Source organism: Algibacter miyuki, from assembly GCF_030409805.1.
GTDB lineage: Bacteria > Bacteroidota > Bacteroidia > Flavobacteriales > Flavobacteriaceae > Algibacter > Algibacter miyuki.
In genome coordinates this window covers 508,684-525,286 of record NZ_JAUFQP010000001.1, presented here as the reverse complement: position 1 = coordinate 525,286, position 16,603 = coordinate 508,684, and the positions used below count along the sequence as shown (strand labels likewise).

Sequence of the window (16,603 nt, the reverse complement as noted above, 5' to 3'; positions counted from 1 at the left end):
TATTAGGCATGTAATTGTTATAAATAGTTTTCCTTTAAAGAGGTCTGTATTTTAATTGAATATGAAATATTTAAAAATTCTTTTTATCCCCGTAATGGTATTAATTGTGGGGATAACTATAAGTTGTGAAAAGGATGATATTTGTCCGGCAAGCACATCTACAACGCCAAATTTACTTATTGATGCTTTCGACAATTCTAACGAAGATAGTAGCAAAAATATTTTTAGCCTTGTAGTAATTGGTGTGGATAACGAAGAAGTGCTACCTGGCTACTCTATTGTATCAAGTAGCAGTTTAGTACTCCCATTAAAAACCACCGATAACACAACGCAATATAGAATAATTCAAGATTATTCTATTAATGACAACGACACGCCTGATGATGATACCGATGATTTTGCCGAAGGAAACCAAGACATTATTACCATAAATTACAGCCGCGAAGAAGTTTTTGTATCGCGCGCATGTGGTTACAAAACCGTATTCAAAAATGTTACCGTGCAACTGGAAACAGACGAAGACAATTGGATAAAATCTATAATCCCCTTAAACGCAAATCAATCTGTAGAAGATGAAACAGAAACACACTTTAACTTATTTCACTAATAGCTTAGTACTGTTCTTGTTTTGCGTAACCATACAAGCACAAAACGATAGCATTGCAACTAAGGCTTCCGATTCTATTATTATTAAAGAGAAATACGGTTTACGTATTGGCGGCGACCTGAGTAAATTGGTGCGTTCTTTTGCGGAAGATGACTACACTGGTTTTCAAATAGAAGCCGATTATAGGTTGAAAAAACGGTTATATCTTGCTGCCGAAATAGGTTTCGATAATAAAACATCCACAACCGATTATTTAGATATTACAACACAAGGTAGCTACCTAAAAGCCGGTATAGATTACAACCTATACGACAACTGGTTAGACATGGATAACATGATATATGGCGGTTTTCGATTAGGAGTAAGCTCATTTAGCCACGAGTTAAACAGCTTTACAGTGTACAACACCAATCAATATTGGGCGCCACAATACAGCAGTGATACTTTACAAGAATTTAACGATTTAAGCGCCGTTTGGATAGAAGGCATCCTCGGTATGAAAGCTCAAATTTTAAACAACCTGTATCTCGGTTTAAACGTTCAGCTTAAAATATTGGTTTCAGAAACTGAACCTGATAATTTCCAAAGCATATATGTTCCTGGTTACAACAAAACCAACGACAGCAGTAAATTTGGTGCAGGCTTTGGCTATTCCCTATCTTATCGCATACCGCTTTACCAAAAAAACAAATAGCATTTCATTTTCAAACCGGTCTTATTTTGAAGTAACATCATAATATAATTACTGAATACGATAGATTTTAACTGAATGTTATATATTTAACGTTCTTATAAACAAGCATAATGACACGTTACTTTTATTTCATTTTTACTTTAGGTTTTTTGATGCTTTGGAGTTCATGCCGTAAGGATTTTGAATTTTCACCAAGCACCGGAAGCTTAGAATTCTCTAGAGATACCATCTACCTAGATACCGTTTTTAGTAACATTGGCTCAAGCACATACAACTTAAAAGTTTACAATAAAAGTAATGACGATATATTTATCCCTTCGGTGAAATTGGCCGCTGGCGAAACCTCAAATTATCGTCTTAGTGTTGATGGTATTTCTGGAAAATCTTTTGAAAACGTAGAACTCTTAGCAAAAGACAGTCTATATATATTTATTGAAACTACCGTAAATATTGAAAACGAAGCCGCTTTAGAAAACAAATTTCTATACACCGATGCTATTGAGTTTGATACTGGCACCAACGCTCAAAAGGTAGAATTAGTTACACTTATTCAAGACGCTATATTTATTTACCCAAACCGCGATAATACCACAAAAATAGTAGAAACTCTCAGTTTAAATGTAGATGGCGAAATTTTAGAAACCGAGTTACAAGGGCGTGAATTATTGCTTGATGAACTTCATTTTACAAACACAAAACCCTATGTTATTTATGGCTTTGCAGCCGTTCCAAACAACGAAACATTAACTATTGATGCCGGAGCTCGCGTATATTTCCATTCAGAATCGGGACTTTTAGTTTCCGAAGGCGCTTCGCTACAAATTAATGGCGCATATAGTAATGATCGTGAGGCTTTAGAAAACGAAGTTATTTTTGAAGGCGACCGCCTAGAACCAGGCTTTTCTGAAACTCCAGGACAATGGGCAGCCATTTGGCTTTTTGATGGCAGTATTAATAACAGTATTAATTACACCACCATTAAAAATGCTAATGTTGGTATTTTATGCGATGGTAATCCAAATGATACAAACAACAAACTAAACATTTCAAACACACAAATTTACAATTCGGGAAGTTTTGGTATTATGGGTAGAAATACCGCTATTACTGGAGAAAATGTTGTAATTAATAATGCAGGTCAATCTTCTTTCGCGGGTACCATTGGCGGTAGATATAACTTCACCCACTCTACTATTGTAAATTATTGGGATAATGGATTCCGACAATTACCATCTGTTTTATTAAATAATTTTATTATAGATGAAGATAACACAGCTACAGTAGCCGATTTAGGTGAAGCCAACTTCAACAACTGTATTATTTATGGTAATGATAATCCTGAATTTCTATTAGAAGAAATTGAAGATGAATCGGTTGTTTTCAATTTCAAATTCACCAATTGCTTATTGCGTTTTGAAGATAATAATAACTTTTTTTCTGAAGCAGTTTACGACTTAACCGACACCAATCATTTTGAAAATAACATCTTTAATAAAGATCCTGATTTCAAAAATCCTGATTTAAATGAATTAAACATTGGAGACGATTCCGCAGCCATAAACAAAGCCAATTTAACGTTTTCAGCACAATTGCCTACAGATATCTTAGGTGAAAACAGAACAACAACTTCTGACATTGGAGCCTACCAACACACTACTTTTCCCGAGGAAGAGTAAAAAATAAGGTTATTTTCTCTCTTTTTTCACACTTTTACCTATTTTAATATGTAAAATATGTATTTTTCTATACCATATTTCGGATAAATTGAAATTATAAATGCTAACTCTAAAAAATAGCATTATTTAATTTTTATTGTAAAAAACAAATTTTAAATTCGTCAATTATGAGACCTCCCCCTAGTCTTTAACGGCCCTAACCTATAAACCAAATGAACCCCCAGCTAGATCCTTTCTTTGAAATATCAATGGATTGTCTATGTATTGCTAATTTTGATGGCTATTTCGTTAAAATCAACCCTGCTTTTAAGGAGCTATTAGGATATCCTGAAGACGAATTATACTCGAAATTAATTTCCGATTTTATTTATGATGAAGATAAAGTACGTACAGCTTCATATAGACAGAACTTAAAAAAGAACAAACCACTTATCAATTTTGAAAATAGATATGTTTCTAAATCAGGCGATATTATTTGGCTTCATTGGACATCGATGCCTATTGAAAAAACCCAATTGGTATATGCCATAGCTAAAAATATTACCCATAAAAAAGAACTAGAGCATGAACGTAATGTGCTATTAAGTACACTTAATAAAACCAATGAGAAACTTAAACAACTTAATTACACCACCTCTCATGATTTAAGATCGCCTGTAAATAATTTAATTTCTCTAATCGATTTAATTGATTTAAACAAAATAACAGATGAGGACACCGCAAAAATGCTTAATTATATAAAAATTTCTGCGGAAGGATTAAATACCTCCCTAAACACCTATGTGGAATCTTTTCAACATAAAAATCTAGTCAACGAAACATTAGAAATTGTTAATTTCAACCTTATTTTTCAAAAAATAAATAACTCGATAAACTCATTAGTACAAAAATCGGGTGCTAATTTCCATTTAAATTTTTCTAATTTAGAAAGTGTACTTTTTAATAGGTCTTATATGGAAAGTATTTTCCTGAATTTTATTACAAACTCCATAAAATACGCACGTCCCGATGTCCCTTTGTCTATTTCCATAATTACAACCAAAGAAAAAGGGAAATCTATTTTTCAATATTCCGATAATGGTCTTGGCTTTGATATGGAAAAAGTTGGCCATCTTATTTTTAAATTGAATCAAGGTTTCCATGGTAACCAAGATAGTAAAGGTGTTGGTTTATATCTGGTGTACAACCACGTAACTAGCCTTGGTGGCCATATTAGTGTAACTAGCAAGGTTAACGAAGGCACAACTTTTACCATCAGTTTTCAAGATTAACGCTTCCTATCTATTTTACTTTACTCTTCTAATTCACTTTCTAAAATCGAAGTTTATTACATAGATAATGAACTCTAAATATTCAAAATTAAGGTTTGAATATATTATATATAAAAACATTTTGTTTAACCTTTTTATAAAATCATTAAACATTATTGTATCTTTATAAAATATTAATACAGTTAATATTTATAAATAAACAAAAACGAGATAAGATATGTTTGGACTATTCAAAACTAAATCAGAAAAAAATATATTACAAAAACAATATGAAAAACTGATGAATGAAGCCCACGCCCTTTCCACTTCAAATAGAAGAATGAGCGATCAAAAAGTATTTGAAGCAGAAGAAGTCATGAAAAAACTAGAAAAGCTGAATTAATACATGAGTGAAGAAAAAAAACCAGATCAGGTTGTTTATAATGCAGAAACCAAAAGATATGATGCATCTATTAAGCCATATGCCACTTCTGTAGGCGCTCCTATAATTACGCCAACCGATAGTATTGCTTGGAAAAACAGAAGCATAGCAAAAATTAATCATAAGGTTGAGGCTAAATATTTAGAACTAAAAGCAGAATATGAAAAAATGATTCAAGAATTTGAATACAACAAACTTATATTCGATGCGAAGTTCACTTTTAAACCAGTAATTGGCGAAGTATATCATTTATATAAAAGAGCTAATGGTGAATCGTTTTTGTCTATAATAGCACCTGAACAATGCGATTTTAATCCGTTAGGTAGTTTTTATTTGAATGCAGACCAAACCTGGGAAAAAATATAATTTTACCATGACAGAAACAAAAATATTAACAGAAAGAGAATTAGACCGCATTATTGAAATGGCCTGGGAAGATCGCACGCCTTTTGAAGCTATTCTATTTCAATTTGAGTTACCTGAAAAAGAGGTTATTAAAGTCATGCGTGGCAACCTTAAAGAATCTAGCTTCAAACGTTGGCGTAAACGCGTAAATAGCGGAGTGAGTAAAAAGCATTTAAAAAAACGAAACCCAGATATTACTCGCTTTAAATGCTCTAGACAAAAAGCAATTTCTGGAAATAAAATAAGTAAGCGTTAGTAAAAACGGCTCTCCGCATATAGTAAAAATTTAATTTGTGAAAATATGGATTCTAGAACTTAGCAAGTTTCTAAATCTACACACACGCGGAACTTAAAAAATAAGAGCCACGAAACAAAGCTTTTACAACGTAACTATTGGTAAAACCTATCCGAACCCCAAACGAATGAAAAAGGAAAATCTGCCAGAAAAAATATGTATGGTTTGCAACAGACCATTTACATGGCGTAAAAAATGGGAGAAAAATTGGAACGATGTTAAATATTGCAGCACACGTTGCAGAAAAAATAAATGAAAACTATTAAAGTACTTTCTATTCTAAAACTAAGACACTATGAAGCCTTTAATTTTAATACTTTTAATAGCCATTACTATGCAAACAGACACTATATTTAAATTTGAAAAAACATCGAATATTACTAATTGGACCGTGGTTAACGATGCTGTTATGGGCGGGAAATCGTCTGGAGCATTCACTTTAAATGAAACAGGACATGGTATTTACACCGGACATGTATCTTTAGAAAACAACGGCGGTTTTTCCTCTTTAAGATACAGATTTAATGACATTAGCACCGAAGGCTTTTCAAAAGTGATATTGAAAATTAAAGGTGATGGTAAAAATTACCAATTTAGAGTAAAATCTAAACTAACAGACAAACACTCTTATATCGCGCTTTTCAGCACTTCAAAAACATGGGAAGTGATCGAAATATCACTAGCGGATATGTATCCGGCGTTTAGAGGTCGTAAACTCGATACTCCAAACTTCGACGCAAATAGCATTGAAGAAGTCGCATTTTTAATAGGCAACAAAACTGCTGAAGATTTTAAACTAGAAATTGATTCTATTGTTTTAAAGTAATTTGAATAAAAAAAGCCAATCTCAAATAAAGAGATTGGCTTTTTTTTGTACATCAACAACAAGAATTAATCTAATACAAATTTAAAACCTGCTGTAATAATACTCGATGAAAACGTCGTATCTCTATCGTATTGATAGAACTTTAAATCGATACTTTTTAAACCATAGTTCCATATATGTGCTTTAGTAAAAATATCGGTATAAGAGACTCCAAAACCATATTGATTTGCAGAATATTCAGATAAATCATAATCTGACGTATAAAACTCATCCGTAGATAAAGCCGCTTCATAAGGATTAAAATAATCAGCCGCGGTTTGATTATAATATCTGTACGATGGGTAAAGCGTAAATTTATTTGTGATTTTTATTGGCAATTCAATACTCGCGGTGTGTGAGTTAATTCCCCAATCGTCAAAATAATAACGATAAAAAGTACGCACCGTTAAAACTTCATTAATATACCAATTTAAACGTCCGCCAGCAGCCACTTTAAACCTAGAATCAGGTAAACGTTCCACAGCATCGGCAAGCTGAAAATTATCTATAAAAGAATCGGCTACATCTCCAAAATAGACCCTTTGAAAAGGCGTAGACAACAAACCATCTTGTTGAACAAAATCTAAAGCTAATGAACCTTGAAGATTTTTATGAAGTATTTGTGAGAAACCAAAACCTAACGAATACGAATTACGCCCTTCACTATCAAACTCCTTAAACCTAGGATTATAATTGCTATTACCCGTAATAGTGTTTTGAGTAAATAATCTATTGTTTAAACCATCCCCACCTGCTCCAAAAGGTCTTAGTTCTGTTGGGTAAATAGGATTCCAAGTATCCAAATACACGTTTCCGCTTACACTAACCTCGGTATTCTTTTCATTAAAAAGTTTGGAGTACGTTCCGCCAACTCCGACAGAAAAATAATCGTACTCTGAGGAAATAGCTAACTTAGCCGACCAAATATCATTTCTATCATCCGAACTATGACTGTAACTTCCCGTTAAATTTGCCCAAACATCACTGCTTGAAGCTCCTGTGGATGCTTGAAATGGATCTGCTGGTCCATCGTCAAAAGGATCGATATTACTAGATGAAGCCGATGTATATGCAGAAATACCAGCATCAATAGTTAATACATCATCATCATTCAACGGAATAGAAACCACAAAAGTTCCCGTAACATCCGTTAATTCTTCGGTACCAATACCGCCACCTACTGCTGCGTTATCGCCATCTTGACTATAATAACTTGTTAAAAAATCGACTTCGGTAGTTTCTAAAACTCTTTTTTTATAGACTTTGGTATCGTCTTGCCCTGTTTGTGCGTAACCTTTCACGAAAGCGAATACACAAAACAAAATTATAAGTTTTTTCAATTTATTTTATTTTTTTAAAATTTCTAAATACAGATATATAATAAGAGTTTCGGTTAATTACAACCGCAACCACCACCTGTTTTTCCTCCGTTTGCCCCTACTGCTGCTTCACGATAAGAGTGCGCCGTAGAAAGGTTACGATCTACTTTTTTATCAGATAATACCATATCTGGATCGTTTATATTTACTTTTTCGTATTCTTTAACCACAACACAACTACTAAAAGATGTGACGATTAATACGCAACATATTATCTTGTTTATCATAATTTATCTATTTCTATATTGTTGGACTTAATTATATTTCCTTTATCATCTATAATGATGCATTCAATTTTTGGTAACTGATTTATTCTATCCAATCCCGCTTCTTTCCCCATAACAAAAACCGATGTTGCTAAAGCATCGGCCAATTCTGCTTTTGGTGCAAAAACGGTTACACTTATAATTCCTGAAGATGGATACCCAGTTCGCGGATCGATAATATGGGTGTAACGTTTACCCTTAAAATTAACGTACTTCTCATAATTTCCAGAAGTTACCACAGCCCCATTGGTTATAGGAAGTAATGCAAACACTTTGTTTTTATTCATGGGGTTAGTAATGGCTACTTTCCAAGCTGTACCATCAGGTTGTTTTCCCCAAGTATTCATATCTCCCGAAGCATTTATAATACCGGAGACTACACCTTTTTCTATAAGCAATGCCTTTGCTTTATCGGCTGCATAACCTTTCCCAATAGCACCAAAACCAATTTTCATACCTTCTAATTTCAGAAAAACTGTTGTATTCACTTTATCTAACACTATATTCTGAAACCCTACTTTTGCTACAGATGCTTTTATTTTGTTTTCTGGAGGCATAACCGTCATACTACCATCAAAATGCCAAATTCTATCCATAGATGCATAGCTAATATCAAAAGCGCCATCGGTCAATTTTGAAATTCCAATTGCGCGTTCAATTAAACTGAAAAGTTCCAAATCGACTTTTACAGGTTCAATTCCAGCATTCTTATTTATGGCAGATGTTTGAGAGTTTTCATCCCAAGAGGATATGAGTTTTTCAATCCGAGTTATTTCCGAGACAGCGTTATCGATATATTCATTTCCTTTTACAGCATCACTAGCAACTACAGTAATATCAAAACGACTCCCCATAAGTTTTAGGGTCTGTTTATATGGCTGCTGTGCGAAGCCCACCATCGTAAAAAACACCATTAAGGCGGTTGTTAGCCCTTTTAATTTATTTTGTAAACGCATTGATTTCTTTTATATAATTTTCTGGTGTTGTTTTTTTATAGCTCGTTTCTCCAAGAACTTCGCCTTTAGCGTTTAAAACCACTACAAAAGGAAAAATGCCATTTTTATTATAAGCCTCGGCTAATTTGGCATTGGCTTTAGTTTGAGCTTCAGGCAAGGCATTTTTCTTTCTTTTAGGAAAATCGGCCTGCAACATCACATAGTTTTTATCGGCATATTTTTTAAAAGCATCGGTACTCCAAATTTCGTGATCGAGCTTTATGCACGGCCCACACCAATCCGAACCTTGAAAAACCAGGATTATAGGTTTGTGCTCTTTAGAAGAAATATCTTTAGCTAGGGTAAAATCTGTCTGCCAATTTTGAGCAGTTATTGTAATGACACTAACTAGAAAAAGTGTTACTGTTAATATTATTTTTTTCATGTTTTTATTATTTACTTATTTATATATAGTCAAGAATGATCCAGTATCCTATCAAAAAGGGACTAGTTTTTTTATTAAAATATTTAAGCCAAATTCGTATTAAACAAAGCCCCAATTACAGCCGTTAACCCCATAGCTAATGTACCCCAAAATGTAATACGAAGTATGGCACTTAAAGGCTTTGCGCCTCCCGTTTTTGCAGAGATTGCTCCTAAAACGGCTAGAAACAAAATAGCAAAAACATACTGTATATATTCCATGATATTTAACGGTGCTATAAAAGCAACCAATACGGGTAAAAAACCGCCCACTGTAAAAGATATTCCCGAAGATAGTGCGGCTTGTAACGGTTTTGCTTCCGTCATTTCTGTTATCCCTAATTCATCCCTTGCATGCGCTCCAAGAGCATCATGTGCGGTTAATTGTTTAGCAACTTCCAATGCGGTTTCGTGTGTTAAACCACGTGCTTTATAAATCTCTGTAAGCTCAATCAATTCTTCTTCCGGAGTATCATTAAGCTCTTGTTTTTCACGAGCTAAATCAGATTTTTCAATATCCGTTTGAGAGCTCACAGACACATATTCTCCCGCCGCCATAGATAACGCACCGGCCACCAAACCAGCAACACCTGCTAGTAAAATAGGCTCTCGAGTACTACTTGCCGCAGCAACACCTATGATTAAACTTGCGGTAGATAAAATGCCATCATTCGCTCCTAAAACACTTGCCCTAAGCCAACCACTCCGGTTTATATAGTGCTTTTCTGTTGTTTGTAAATCCATAACTATTCTCCTTATAAATTAAACACTACTCGAATTAAAATTTTGGTATTCAATTTGAATCTTTTAGTATATTATATTATTATACTCGCGTTTTACTCCTCTCTTAATCATACTTTTTTTAACTAAAGAAATTAATATCACTGTCCTTTTCATCTAAAAATAATGTAAACAAAAGATGATTTGTTAGGTAACGCTTTCGCGGAAACATGACTTATAATTGTATTTATTTTAATTAATAATCTAAGTGATTACCCTGAAAACCATACAGATTAAATTAATAAAAAAAGAAGTAAGTGGTTATTTATGCACTTAGCCGTGGTGGCTGGAATAGCCCTTCTAAATGAAGTGATGAAGAAGGTGCTTGGTAATAAAATTTATGTGTATTTGATTCTAAAAATTCAACTGTGTTTAATTCTGATTTATCTGTATTTAACACAAAAGCAAGAACTAAAGACGCATGAGATTGGTGATGAAAAGGTAAATGCTCGTGATCTTCCTTTTCTTCTTGATGTTCTTTATCGTGATTTAATTTTAGCTTTCCATAATGTTTAGAAATAAAAACAAAAACATTATCGCCATACTGCTGACTATGAAATTGCGCATGCTCGATAAACTCATCGATTTGGGCAATATCACTTATACTAGCCCCAAAGCTTTGCATTAAGATAATAAAGGATAACGTTATGGAAAATAATTTATTCACTAGTACAAAGGTAATAATTTGAACCTTCGTCAACATTTTTTACATAGATTATTTTTAAAATATCATTTGTAACACCTTTATAACAAACCTTTTTAGCAGAAAACCTTCTGATAGCAAACGTAATTACCTTAATCACGCTTTACAAATAAACTCGAACGTGATGGCACCGGAACCATAGAATTGAAATAGCGCTTAAGTTTTTTATCCTCTTTAGCATTTATTGTATCTAACCCCATATTCTGACCAAAACAATTTACGCCATTAGAAGCATCTGTTTCTACCAAAATAATAGTTGGCTTTACTTCCTTTTTATCGCTACAACTTCCAAAAAGCATTGCAAAAAAAGCGAATAAAAAAGCATTCCGTAGCATAATTATTTATATTGAATATTTAAAGGCACATATTAAGAATATTCCAGAAACTAACATAATTAGAAATCAATTAAATTAGTTAAAATCTTATTAAAGTCGTTATTTCATTTATAAGCATAGCACGCACAATTTACCTTTTAAACAAAAAAAATCCTGCTTAAAAAGCAGGATTCTTTCAAAAAATATATTTTAATAATGCTTATACAAACAAAGGTTTGTCTTTCATCATTGCATTTACTTTCGTTTTTACAGCTTCTAAAACAGCCTCATCTTCAAAGTTGTTTATTACTTCGTCAACAAGCTCAACAATAGCAACCATATCCGTTTCATTTAAGCCACGTGTTGTAACTGCAGAAACGCCTAAACGAATACCAGACGTTACAAACGGAGACTTATCATCAAAAGGTACCATGTTTTTATTTACAGTAATATCCGCTTTTACTAAAGCTTGCTCAGCATCTTTACCAGATAAGTTTTTGTTACGTAAATCAATTAACATGCAGTGGTTATCAGTACCACCAGAAATAATGTTATACGCTTTACCAACTAAGGCTTCAGCCATAGCGTTTGCGTTTTTCTTAACTTGTAATTGGTACTGTAAAAAATCATCAGTTAAAGCCTCTCCAAAAGCGATAGCTTTAGCAGCAATAATGTGCTCTAATGGTCCACCTTGATTTCCAGGGAAAACAGCTGAATCTAATAAAGACGACATTTTACGTAAATTTCCGTTTTTAAGCGTAATACCAAATGGGTTGTCAAAATCTTGCCCCATCATAATCATACCACCTCTTGGGCCACGTAATGTTTTATGAGTTGTAGTGGTTACAATATGACAATGAGGAAGCGGATCGTTTAAAATACCTTTAGCAATTAAACCTGCTGGGTGAGATATATCGGCCATTAAAATAGCGCCAACACTATCAGCAATAACTCTAAAACGTTTAAAATCGATATCACGAGAATAAGCCGAAGCTCCTGCAATAATTAATTTTGGTTGTTCTTTAGTTGCTATTTCCTGAATTTTATCGTAATTTAAAACACCTGTTTCTTGCTCTACACCGTAAAACACAGGGTTGTAAAGTTTTCCTGAAAAGTTAACTGGTGAACCGTGCGTTAAATGTCCACCGTGAGATAAATCGAAACCTAAAATTTTATCACCTGGTGTTAAACAAGCATGATAAACAGCAGTATTTGCTTGGCTACCAGAGTGTGGTTGTACGTTTACATAAGTGGCTCCAAACAAAGCTTTAGCTCTGTCGATAGCAATTTGCTCAACTTCATCAACTACTTCGCAACCGCCATAATAACGTTTACCTGGGTAACCTTCGGCATATTTATTTGTTAACACAGAGCCTGCAGCTTCCATCACCTGGTTGCTTACAAAGTTCTCTGATGCAATAAGTTCAATACCGTGTAATTGGCGTTCTTTTTCGGCTTCAATAAGTTCAAAAATTTGTTCGTCGCGTTGCATAAAATTAATTTGGTGTTTAATAAGACGCAAAAATAGGAAATAGATTATTTAAATTCAGTAAAAAACTGGTTTTTACTTTCAAGTTTTCAACCGATTTATTAACGGTTAAAGAAAATTCATTTTTAAAGTATTTTATTGTAATAAAACAAAAAAATTATGTAGGTTTGATAAGAATACAACAACCAGCAAACAACAAAGCTTATGCCAATAACAGCGAACAACCCAGACAGAACATCGTGGCTACACGTAGATAAAAACTCAGACTTTCCTATTCAAAATATTCCTTTTGGAGTGTTTTTAACCCGAGATGACATTATAACAATTGGCACACGTATTGGCGACACTGCTATAGATTTAGGCGCACTACACCAATTGGGGTACTTTGAAGGTATACCATTAACCGATGATATCTTCCTTCAAGATACCTTAAACGATTTTATTGCAGACGGCCGTAAAACATGGCGTTTAGTACGTAATAGAATAGGTGAAATTTTCGATGCTGAAAATGATACCTTAAAAAGTAACAAACAACATAAAGAAGTTGTTCTTTTTCGTTTAGATGAAATTGAAATGCAACTGCCTGTGCAAATTGGAGATTATACAGATTTTTACTCAAGTAAAGAGCATGCCACCAATGTTGGCACATTATTTAGAGATCCTGAAAACGCACTTTTACCAAACTGGCTACATATTCCGGTAGGGTATCATGGGCGCAGCTCGTCGATAATTCCATCGGGTATTCCGGTTCATCGTCCACAAGGGCAAACCTTACCTAATGGTGCTACGGAACCTGTTTTTGGCCCTAGTAAATTAATAGATTTCGAATTAGAAATGGCATTTATTACTACCGACGCTAACGATTTAGGCGAACCTATTCCTGTAAACGAAGCTGAAGAATACATTTTCGGACTTGTTTTACTCAACGATTGGAGCGCACGCGATATTCAAAAATGGGAATACGTACCACTAGGTCCCTTTTTAGCTAAAAGTTTTGCCACTTCAATTTCTCCTTGGATTGTTACGCTTGATGCACTAGAACCTTACCGAGTAGAAGGACCAAAACCTATTAAAAAACAATTAGATTACCTCAAATTTAAAGGTAAAAAAAGCTACGATATTAATTTAGAAGTGAGCATACAGCCTAAAGGCGCTAAAGAAACCACCGTAAGTAATTCGAACTTTAAGTATATGTACTGGAACATGTCGCAACAACTAGCACACCACACCGTAAATGGTTGTCCAGTAAATTCGGGAGATATGATGGGAAGTGGCACATTATCCGGCCCAACCCCCGACTCTTATGGTTCGATGTTAGAACTATCTTGGCGTGGCGAAAACCCCGTAAAACTGAAAGATGGTAGCGAACGTAAATTTATAAACGATCACGATACTGTTATTATGCGCGGGTATTGCGAAAAAGACGGTACTAGAATTGGTTTCGGAGAAGTATCAACACAACTCCTCCCCGTTTTCGAATCTAAAAAGAAATAAAAACACCATAAATTACAGCATATAAAACCCTCAAGCATCAAAAACTTGAGGGTTAATTTTTATTTGGCACTAAAATTGAAATTACCATCACATAACCTAAAACACATACTTATGAAAAGATTACTACTCCTAACAGTATTACTTTCATTATTAATGTCCTGCAGTAGCAGAAAACAGCTAGAAAAAGCCATTAATACCGGGAATTATAACCACGCCATTACCGAAGCTCTAAAAAAACTAGAGACTAATAAGGACAAAAAAAGCAAAGGAGATTATATCCTCATGCTTCAAGATGCCTATTCTAAAGCGGTTGATAAGGATTTGAACACCATTAAACATCTTCAAAAAGATAATAATCCTGTTCAATATGAAGATGTTTTGAATCTTTACACCGATTTAAACACTAGACAAGAAGCCATAAAACCGGTACTTCCGTTAAGCGTAAACGGAAAAAACATCAATTTTAAGCTTAACGATTACAGCAATGAGATTTCAGAATATAGAGATAAAACCTCAAACTATTTATACGAAAAAGGTTTAGAACTACTCGAAACCGATAATAAATTCAATATTCGTGAGGCTTACGATATTTACAGTTATATAGAATCTATAAACCCGAATTACGATAACACCCGTGAGTTGTTACAAGAAGCACACCAACGAGGTATTATTAACGTTTTAGTATCGAGCGTAAACAAAACCAACCAAGTGATCCCAAAAGAATTGGAAGCCGATTTACTTAATTTTGATACTTATGGATTAAATCAATTTTGGATTACCTACCACGCCATGCCCGACAAAATAACCAGCTACGATTACGGTATGCAATTGCAATTTCAGCAAATTAACATGTCGCCCGAACAAATTAAGGAACGCCAAATTGTAAGAGAGAAAAGTATTATTGATGGAAAAGAATACTTGCTCGACAAAAAAGGCAATGTTAAAAAAGACAGTCTAGGCAACGATATTAAAGTTAATAAAATCATTAAAATTAAAGCCGTTCTATACGAAGTTCAACAACAAAAATCTTCGCAAATATTGGCAAACGTGGTTTATAAAGATTTAAAAACCAATAAAATTCTAGATAACTTCCCTATCGATAGTGGTTTCACATTTCAAAATCTATTTGCCACATATCGAGGAGATAAACGTGCACTAACCACCGAAGACTTAAACATTTTAAGAAACCGAAAAGTACCTTTTCCAACCACCGAACAAATGATTTTCGATACAGGAGAAGATATCAAACAAAAATTAAAAGACATCATAAGCTCCTACAATCCGTTATAAAAAAAGCCCTCTAAAATAAATTTAGAGGGCTTTTTTCTTTTACAATTCTTAGTTGCACACAATTTTATACATCGAGAAAGGTTTACTCTACTTTAGAATAAGTAAATGTTGTTTCACTAATAACCACATCTCCATTAACATCAACATATTGAATATTTCCATTAGTTGTAAACGCCGTGCTATCATCATTAACCTCAATATTTGTAATTTGGCTAGAGCAGTTAGAAACAACAGTTAAAACAGAAGTCGCACTCAATCCCCATGTACCAACAGACTCTTGCTCATTATCACAATCAGCAACACTCTTCCCGGCAAGAAAGGCATAACTTCTATCCGCATCAAACTCGTAACTAATATCCTTTTGGCATTCTGTATATTGAGTATACAAATCCATGCTCGCATTATCGGTATCATCATCAGTTAAATCAATAGCATCTTCTGAAACAATATCCGACAAAACCCAAGTTCCTGTCAAGTCCGTTTCAATAGTCGATAATTCTCCCGTTAATGCATCCGGACATTTTATTTCGTTATCGTCGTCACAACTCACAAACAAAATACTAAATGCCATTAAGCTCTTCACTAAAAAAATACTTTTTTTCATAATATAATAATTTCTGTTTTTTCTTTAGATGAATAAATCTTCAAATAGTTGCGTACAAAAAGCACCTTTTTTTCACCCCAACCCCATTCCAAAAACACATCTAACTCATTATAAGCAATATAAAACCGCGTATTCATTTAAAAAAATTAAAAGCATAAAAAAATGCCCACAAGCCTAAGCCCTGAGCATTTTCTATATTCAATATATTTTATATTATCCTTCATTCACCTCCACAAAGGCCGTCAAATCCAATTCATTAATTGCGCCGTGGTTCGCATGTGTTACAGCAACCCCATCCTTAATTACTATAAGCTGTGGCGACTGGTGCATTACCTGAAACTTATATCCAATTTCATTAGATACATCTCTAAAATTCAGCAAATCTAAATAATACAAATCTGCATCCTTTTCCGTAAATCCATAAGCTTCCACAAACTGGCTCATCACCATTCTGCTAATGCCGCAACGTGTCGAATGTTTAAAAACAAGCTGTGTTTTCAACTTAGATTTCTCGGCAATTAAATCCAATTGTTGCAACTCATTCAACGGAATCCAAGGCAAAACCTTTTTCTCTTTTTTTTCCGTCGAACCACCAAAAACTTTATCAAATAATCCCATTTTTATATACTTTA

The 16,603-nt window shown here is 33.9% G+C and carries 21 protein-coding genes; 11 read left to right on the top strand and 10 right to left on the bottom strand.

Going from position 1 to position 16,603, the window contains the following annotated elements; genetic code table 11:
* The first annotated feature begins 61 nt into the window (after positions 1 to 61).
* The 9 genes from QWY92_RS01685 (at position 62) to QWY92_RS01645 (ending at position 6,195) form a co-directional block, all read left to right on the top strand.
* A complete protein-coding gene (locus QWY92_RS01685) occupies positions 62 to 607 on the top strand; it encodes a DUF6452 family protein (RefSeq protein ID WP_290268132.1) in 546 nt (181 codons plus the stop codon).
* Complete coding sequence (locus tag QWY92_RS01680) at positions 573 to 1,301, top strand: DUF6048 family protein (RefSeq protein ID WP_290268131.1); 729 nt, start codon at positions 573 to 575, stop codon at positions 1,299 to 1,301. Before QWY92_RS01685 ends, QWY92_RS01680 begins: the two co-directional genes overlap by 35 nt.
* A gap of 110 nt (positions 1,302 to 1,411) precedes the next feature.
* A complete protein-coding gene (locus tag QWY92_RS01675; protein ID WP_290268130.1) occupies positions 1,412 to 2,977 on the top strand; it encodes a hypothetical protein in 1,566 nt (521 codons plus the stop codon).
* A 212-nt stretch (positions 2,978 to 3,189) separates the two neighbouring features.
* Positions 3,190 to 4,248, top strand: a complete 1,059-nt coding sequence (locus tag QWY92_RS01670) for a PAS domain-containing sensor histidine kinase (protein WP_290268128.1) — start codon at positions 3,190 to 3,192, stop codon at positions 4,246 to 4,248.
* 217 nt (positions 4,249 to 4,465) lie between these two features.
* A complete protein-coding gene (locus QWY92_RS01665) occupies positions 4,466 to 4,630 on the top strand; it encodes a Lacal_2735 family protein (protein WP_290268127.1) in 165 nt (54 codons plus the stop codon).
* 3 nt (positions 4,631 to 4,633) lie between these two features.
* A complete protein-coding gene (locus QWY92_RS01660; protein ID WP_290268126.1) occupies positions 4,634 to 5,035 on the top strand; it encodes a DUF2452 domain-containing protein in 402 nt (133 codons plus the stop codon).
* A gap of 7 nt (positions 5,036 to 5,042) precedes the next feature.
* Positions 5,043 to 5,330 (top strand): TIGR03643 family protein, encoded by a 288-nt coding sequence (locus QWY92_RS01655; protein WP_290268125.1) that lies wholly within the window; start codon positions 5,043 to 5,045, stop codon positions 5,328 to 5,330.
* Between the two features lie 166 nt (positions 5,331 to 5,496).
* Positions 5,497 to 5,625: a DUF2256 domain-containing protein gene (locus tag QWY92_RS01650; protein WP_290268124.1), complete on the top strand. Its 129-nt coding sequence runs from the start codon at positions 5,497 to 5,499 to the stop codon at positions 5,623 to 5,625.
* A 39-nt stretch (positions 5,626 to 5,664) separates the two neighbouring features.
* The gene (locus QWY92_RS01645) at positions 5,665 to 6,195 is read left to right on the top strand and encodes a CIA30 family protein (protein ID WP_290268123.1); all 531 of its coding nucleotides are present in this window, start codon (positions 5,665 to 5,667) and stop codon (positions 6,193 to 6,195) included.
* 65 nt (positions 6,196 to 6,260) lie between these two features.
* Here QWY92_RS01645 and QWY92_RS01640 read toward each other — a convergent pair whose 3' ends face one another.
* The 8 genes from QWY92_RS01640 to glyA form a co-directional block, all read right to left on the bottom strand.
* On the bottom strand, positions 6,261 to 7,574 hold the full coding sequence (locus tag QWY92_RS01640; RefSeq protein ID WP_290268122.1) for a DUF3570 domain-containing protein: 1,314 nt from the start codon (positions 7,572 to 7,574) through the stop codon (positions 6,261 to 6,263).
* A 53-nt stretch (positions 7,575 to 7,627) separates the two neighbouring features.
* Complete coding sequence (locus QWY92_RS01635) at positions 7,628 to 7,840, bottom strand: DUF4266 domain-containing protein (RefSeq protein WP_290268121.1); 213 nt, start codon at positions 7,838 to 7,840, stop codon at positions 7,628 to 7,630.
* The gene (locus QWY92_RS01630; RefSeq protein ID WP_377879173.1) at positions 7,837 to 8,835 is read right to left on the bottom strand and encodes an FAD:protein FMN transferase; all 999 of its coding nucleotides are present in this window, start codon (positions 8,833 to 8,835) and stop codon (positions 7,837 to 7,839) included. Before QWY92_RS01630 ends, QWY92_RS01635 begins: the two co-directional genes overlap by 4 nt.
* On the bottom strand, positions 8,819 to 9,259 hold the full coding sequence (locus QWY92_RS01625; RefSeq protein ID WP_290268120.1) for a thioredoxin family protein: 441 nt from the start codon (positions 9,257 to 9,259) through the stop codon (positions 8,819 to 8,821). The genes QWY92_RS01630 and QWY92_RS01625 overlap by 17 nt, the downstream gene beginning before the upstream one ends.
* A gap of 83 nt (positions 9,260 to 9,342) precedes the next feature.
* Positions 9,343 to 10,041 carry a VIT1/CCC1 transporter family protein gene (locus QWY92_RS01620; RefSeq protein ID WP_290268119.1) on the bottom strand — a complete coding sequence of 233 codons (699 nt, stop codon included), beginning with the start codon at positions 10,039 to 10,041 and terminating at the stop codon, positions 9,343 to 9,345.
* Positions 10,042 to 10,342: 301 nt separating this feature from the next.
* The gene (locus QWY92_RS01615) at positions 10,343 to 10,780 is read right to left on the bottom strand and encodes a hypothetical protein (protein ID WP_290268117.1); all 438 of its coding nucleotides are present in this window, start codon (positions 10,778 to 10,780) and stop codon (positions 10,343 to 10,345) included.
* 92 nt (positions 10,781 to 10,872) lie between these two features.
* On the bottom strand, positions 10,873 to 11,115 hold the full coding sequence (locus QWY92_RS01610; protein WP_290268115.1) for a hypothetical protein: 243 nt from the start codon (positions 11,113 to 11,115) through the stop codon (positions 10,873 to 10,875).
* A gap of 199 nt (positions 11,116 to 11,314) precedes the next feature.
* Positions 11,315 to 12,586 carry a serine hydroxymethyltransferase gene (gene glyA / locus QWY92_RS01605; RefSeq protein WP_290268113.1) on the bottom strand — a complete coding sequence of 424 codons (1,272 nt, stop codon included), beginning with the start codon at positions 12,584 to 12,586 and terminating at the stop codon, positions 11,315 to 11,317.
* Between the two features lie 201 nt (positions 12,587 to 12,787).
* Between glyA and fahA the strand changes: the two genes are divergently transcribed.
* Complete coding sequence (gene fahA / locus QWY92_RS01600) at positions 12,788 to 14,077, top strand: fumarylacetoacetase (RefSeq protein WP_290268111.1); 1,290 nt, start codon at positions 12,788 to 12,790, stop codon at positions 14,075 to 14,077.
* A 111-nt stretch (positions 14,078 to 14,188) separates the two neighbouring features.
* Complete coding sequence (locus tag QWY92_RS01595; protein ID WP_290268109.1) at positions 14,189 to 15,367, top strand: hypothetical protein; 1,179 nt, start codon at positions 14,189 to 14,191, stop codon at positions 15,365 to 15,367.
* A gap of 82 nt (positions 15,368 to 15,449) precedes the next feature.
* Here QWY92_RS01595 and QWY92_RS01590 read toward each other — a convergent pair whose 3' ends face one another.
* Both QWY92_RS01590 and ytxJ read right to left on the bottom strand, forming a co-directional pair.
* Positions 15,450 to 15,971: a DUF5004 domain-containing protein gene (locus QWY92_RS01590; RefSeq protein WP_290268107.1), complete on the bottom strand. Its 522-nt coding sequence runs from the start codon at positions 15,969 to 15,971 to the stop codon at positions 15,450 to 15,452.
* A gap of 213 nt (positions 15,972 to 16,184) precedes the next feature.
* Positions 16,185 to 16,589, bottom strand: a complete 405-nt coding sequence (ytxJ, locus tag QWY92_RS01585) for a bacillithiol system redox-active protein YtxJ (RefSeq protein WP_290268104.1) — start codon at positions 16,587 to 16,589, stop codon at positions 16,185 to 16,187.
* Positions 16,590 to 16,603 lie beyond the last annotated feature (14 nt).

What these genes read in the sequence shown, in the direction of transcription:
- QWY92_RS01685 (WP_290268132.1), top strand. Translation starts at nt 62, where the DNA reads ATGAAATATTTAAAAATTCTTTTTATCCCCGTAATGGTATTAATTGTG.
- QWY92_RS01680 (WP_290268131.1), top strand. Translation starts at nt 573, where the DNA reads ATGAAACAGAAACACACTTTAACTTATTTCACTAATAGCTTAGTACTG.
- QWY92_RS01675 (WP_290268130.1), top strand. Translation starts at nt 1,412, where the DNA reads ATGACACGTTACTTTTATTTCATTTTTACTTTAGGTTTTTTGATGCTT.
- QWY92_RS01670 (WP_290268128.1), top strand. Translation starts at nt 3,190, where the DNA reads ATGAACCCCCAGCTAGATCCTTTCTTTGAAATATCAATGGATTGTCTA.
- QWY92_RS01665 (WP_290268127.1), top strand. Translation starts at nt 4,466, where the DNA reads ATGTTTGGACTATTCAAAACTAAATCAGAAAAAAATATATTACAAAAA.
- QWY92_RS01660 (WP_290268126.1), top strand. Translation starts at nt 4,634, where the DNA reads ATGAGTGAAGAAAAAAAACCAGATCAGGTTGTTTATAATGCAGAAACC.
- QWY92_RS01655 (WP_290268125.1), top strand. Translation starts at nt 5,043, where the DNA reads ATGACAGAAACAAAAATATTAACAGAAAGAGAATTAGACCGCATTATT.
- QWY92_RS01650 (WP_290268124.1), top strand. Translation starts at nt 5,497, where the DNA reads ATGAAAAAGGAAAATCTGCCAGAAAAAATATGTATGGTTTGCAACAGA.
- QWY92_RS01645 (WP_290268123.1), top strand. Translation starts at nt 5,665, where the DNA reads ATGAAGCCTTTAATTTTAATACTTTTAATAGCCATTACTATGCAAACA.
- QWY92_RS01635 (WP_290268121.1), bottom strand. Translation starts at nt 7,840, where the DNA reads ATGATAAACAAGATAATATGTTGCGTATTAATCGTCACATCTTTTAGT.
- QWY92_RS01630 (WP_377879173.1), bottom strand. Translation starts at nt 8,835, where the DNA reads ATGCGTTTACAAAATAAATTAAAAGGGCTAACAACCGCCTTAATGGTG.
- QWY92_RS01625 (WP_290268120.1), bottom strand. Translation starts at nt 9,259, where the DNA reads ATGAAAAAAATAATATTAACAGTAACACTTTTTCTAGTTAGTGTCATT.
- QWY92_RS01620 (WP_290268119.1), bottom strand. Translation starts at nt 10,041, where the DNA reads ATGGATTTACAAACAACAGAAAAGCACTATATAAACCGGAGTGGTTGG.
- QWY92_RS01615 (WP_290268117.1), bottom strand. Translation starts at nt 10,780, where the DNA reads ATGTTGACGAAGGTTCAAATTATTACCTTTGTACTAGTGAATAAATTA.
- QWY92_RS01610 (WP_290268115.1), bottom strand. Translation starts at nt 11,115, where the DNA reads ATGCTACGGAATGCTTTTTTATTCGCTTTTTTTGCAATGCTTTTTGGA.
- glyA (WP_290268113.1), bottom strand. Translation starts at nt 12,586, where the DNA reads ATGCAACGCGACGAACAAATTTTTGAACTTATTGAAGCCGAAAAAGAA.
- fahA (WP_290268111.1), top strand. Translation starts at nt 12,788, where the DNA reads ATGCCAATAACAGCGAACAACCCAGACAGAACATCGTGGCTACACGTA.
- QWY92_RS01595 (WP_290268109.1), top strand. Translation starts at nt 14,189, where the DNA reads ATGAAAAGATTACTACTCCTAACAGTATTACTTTCATTATTAATGTCC.
- QWY92_RS01590 (WP_290268107.1), bottom strand. Translation starts at nt 15,971, where the DNA reads ATGAAAAAAAGTATTTTTTTAGTGAAGAGCTTAATGGCATTTAGTATT.
- ytxJ (WP_290268104.1), bottom strand. Translation starts at nt 16,589, where the DNA reads ATGGGATTATTTGATAAAGTTTTTGGTGGTTCGACGGAAAAAAAAGAG.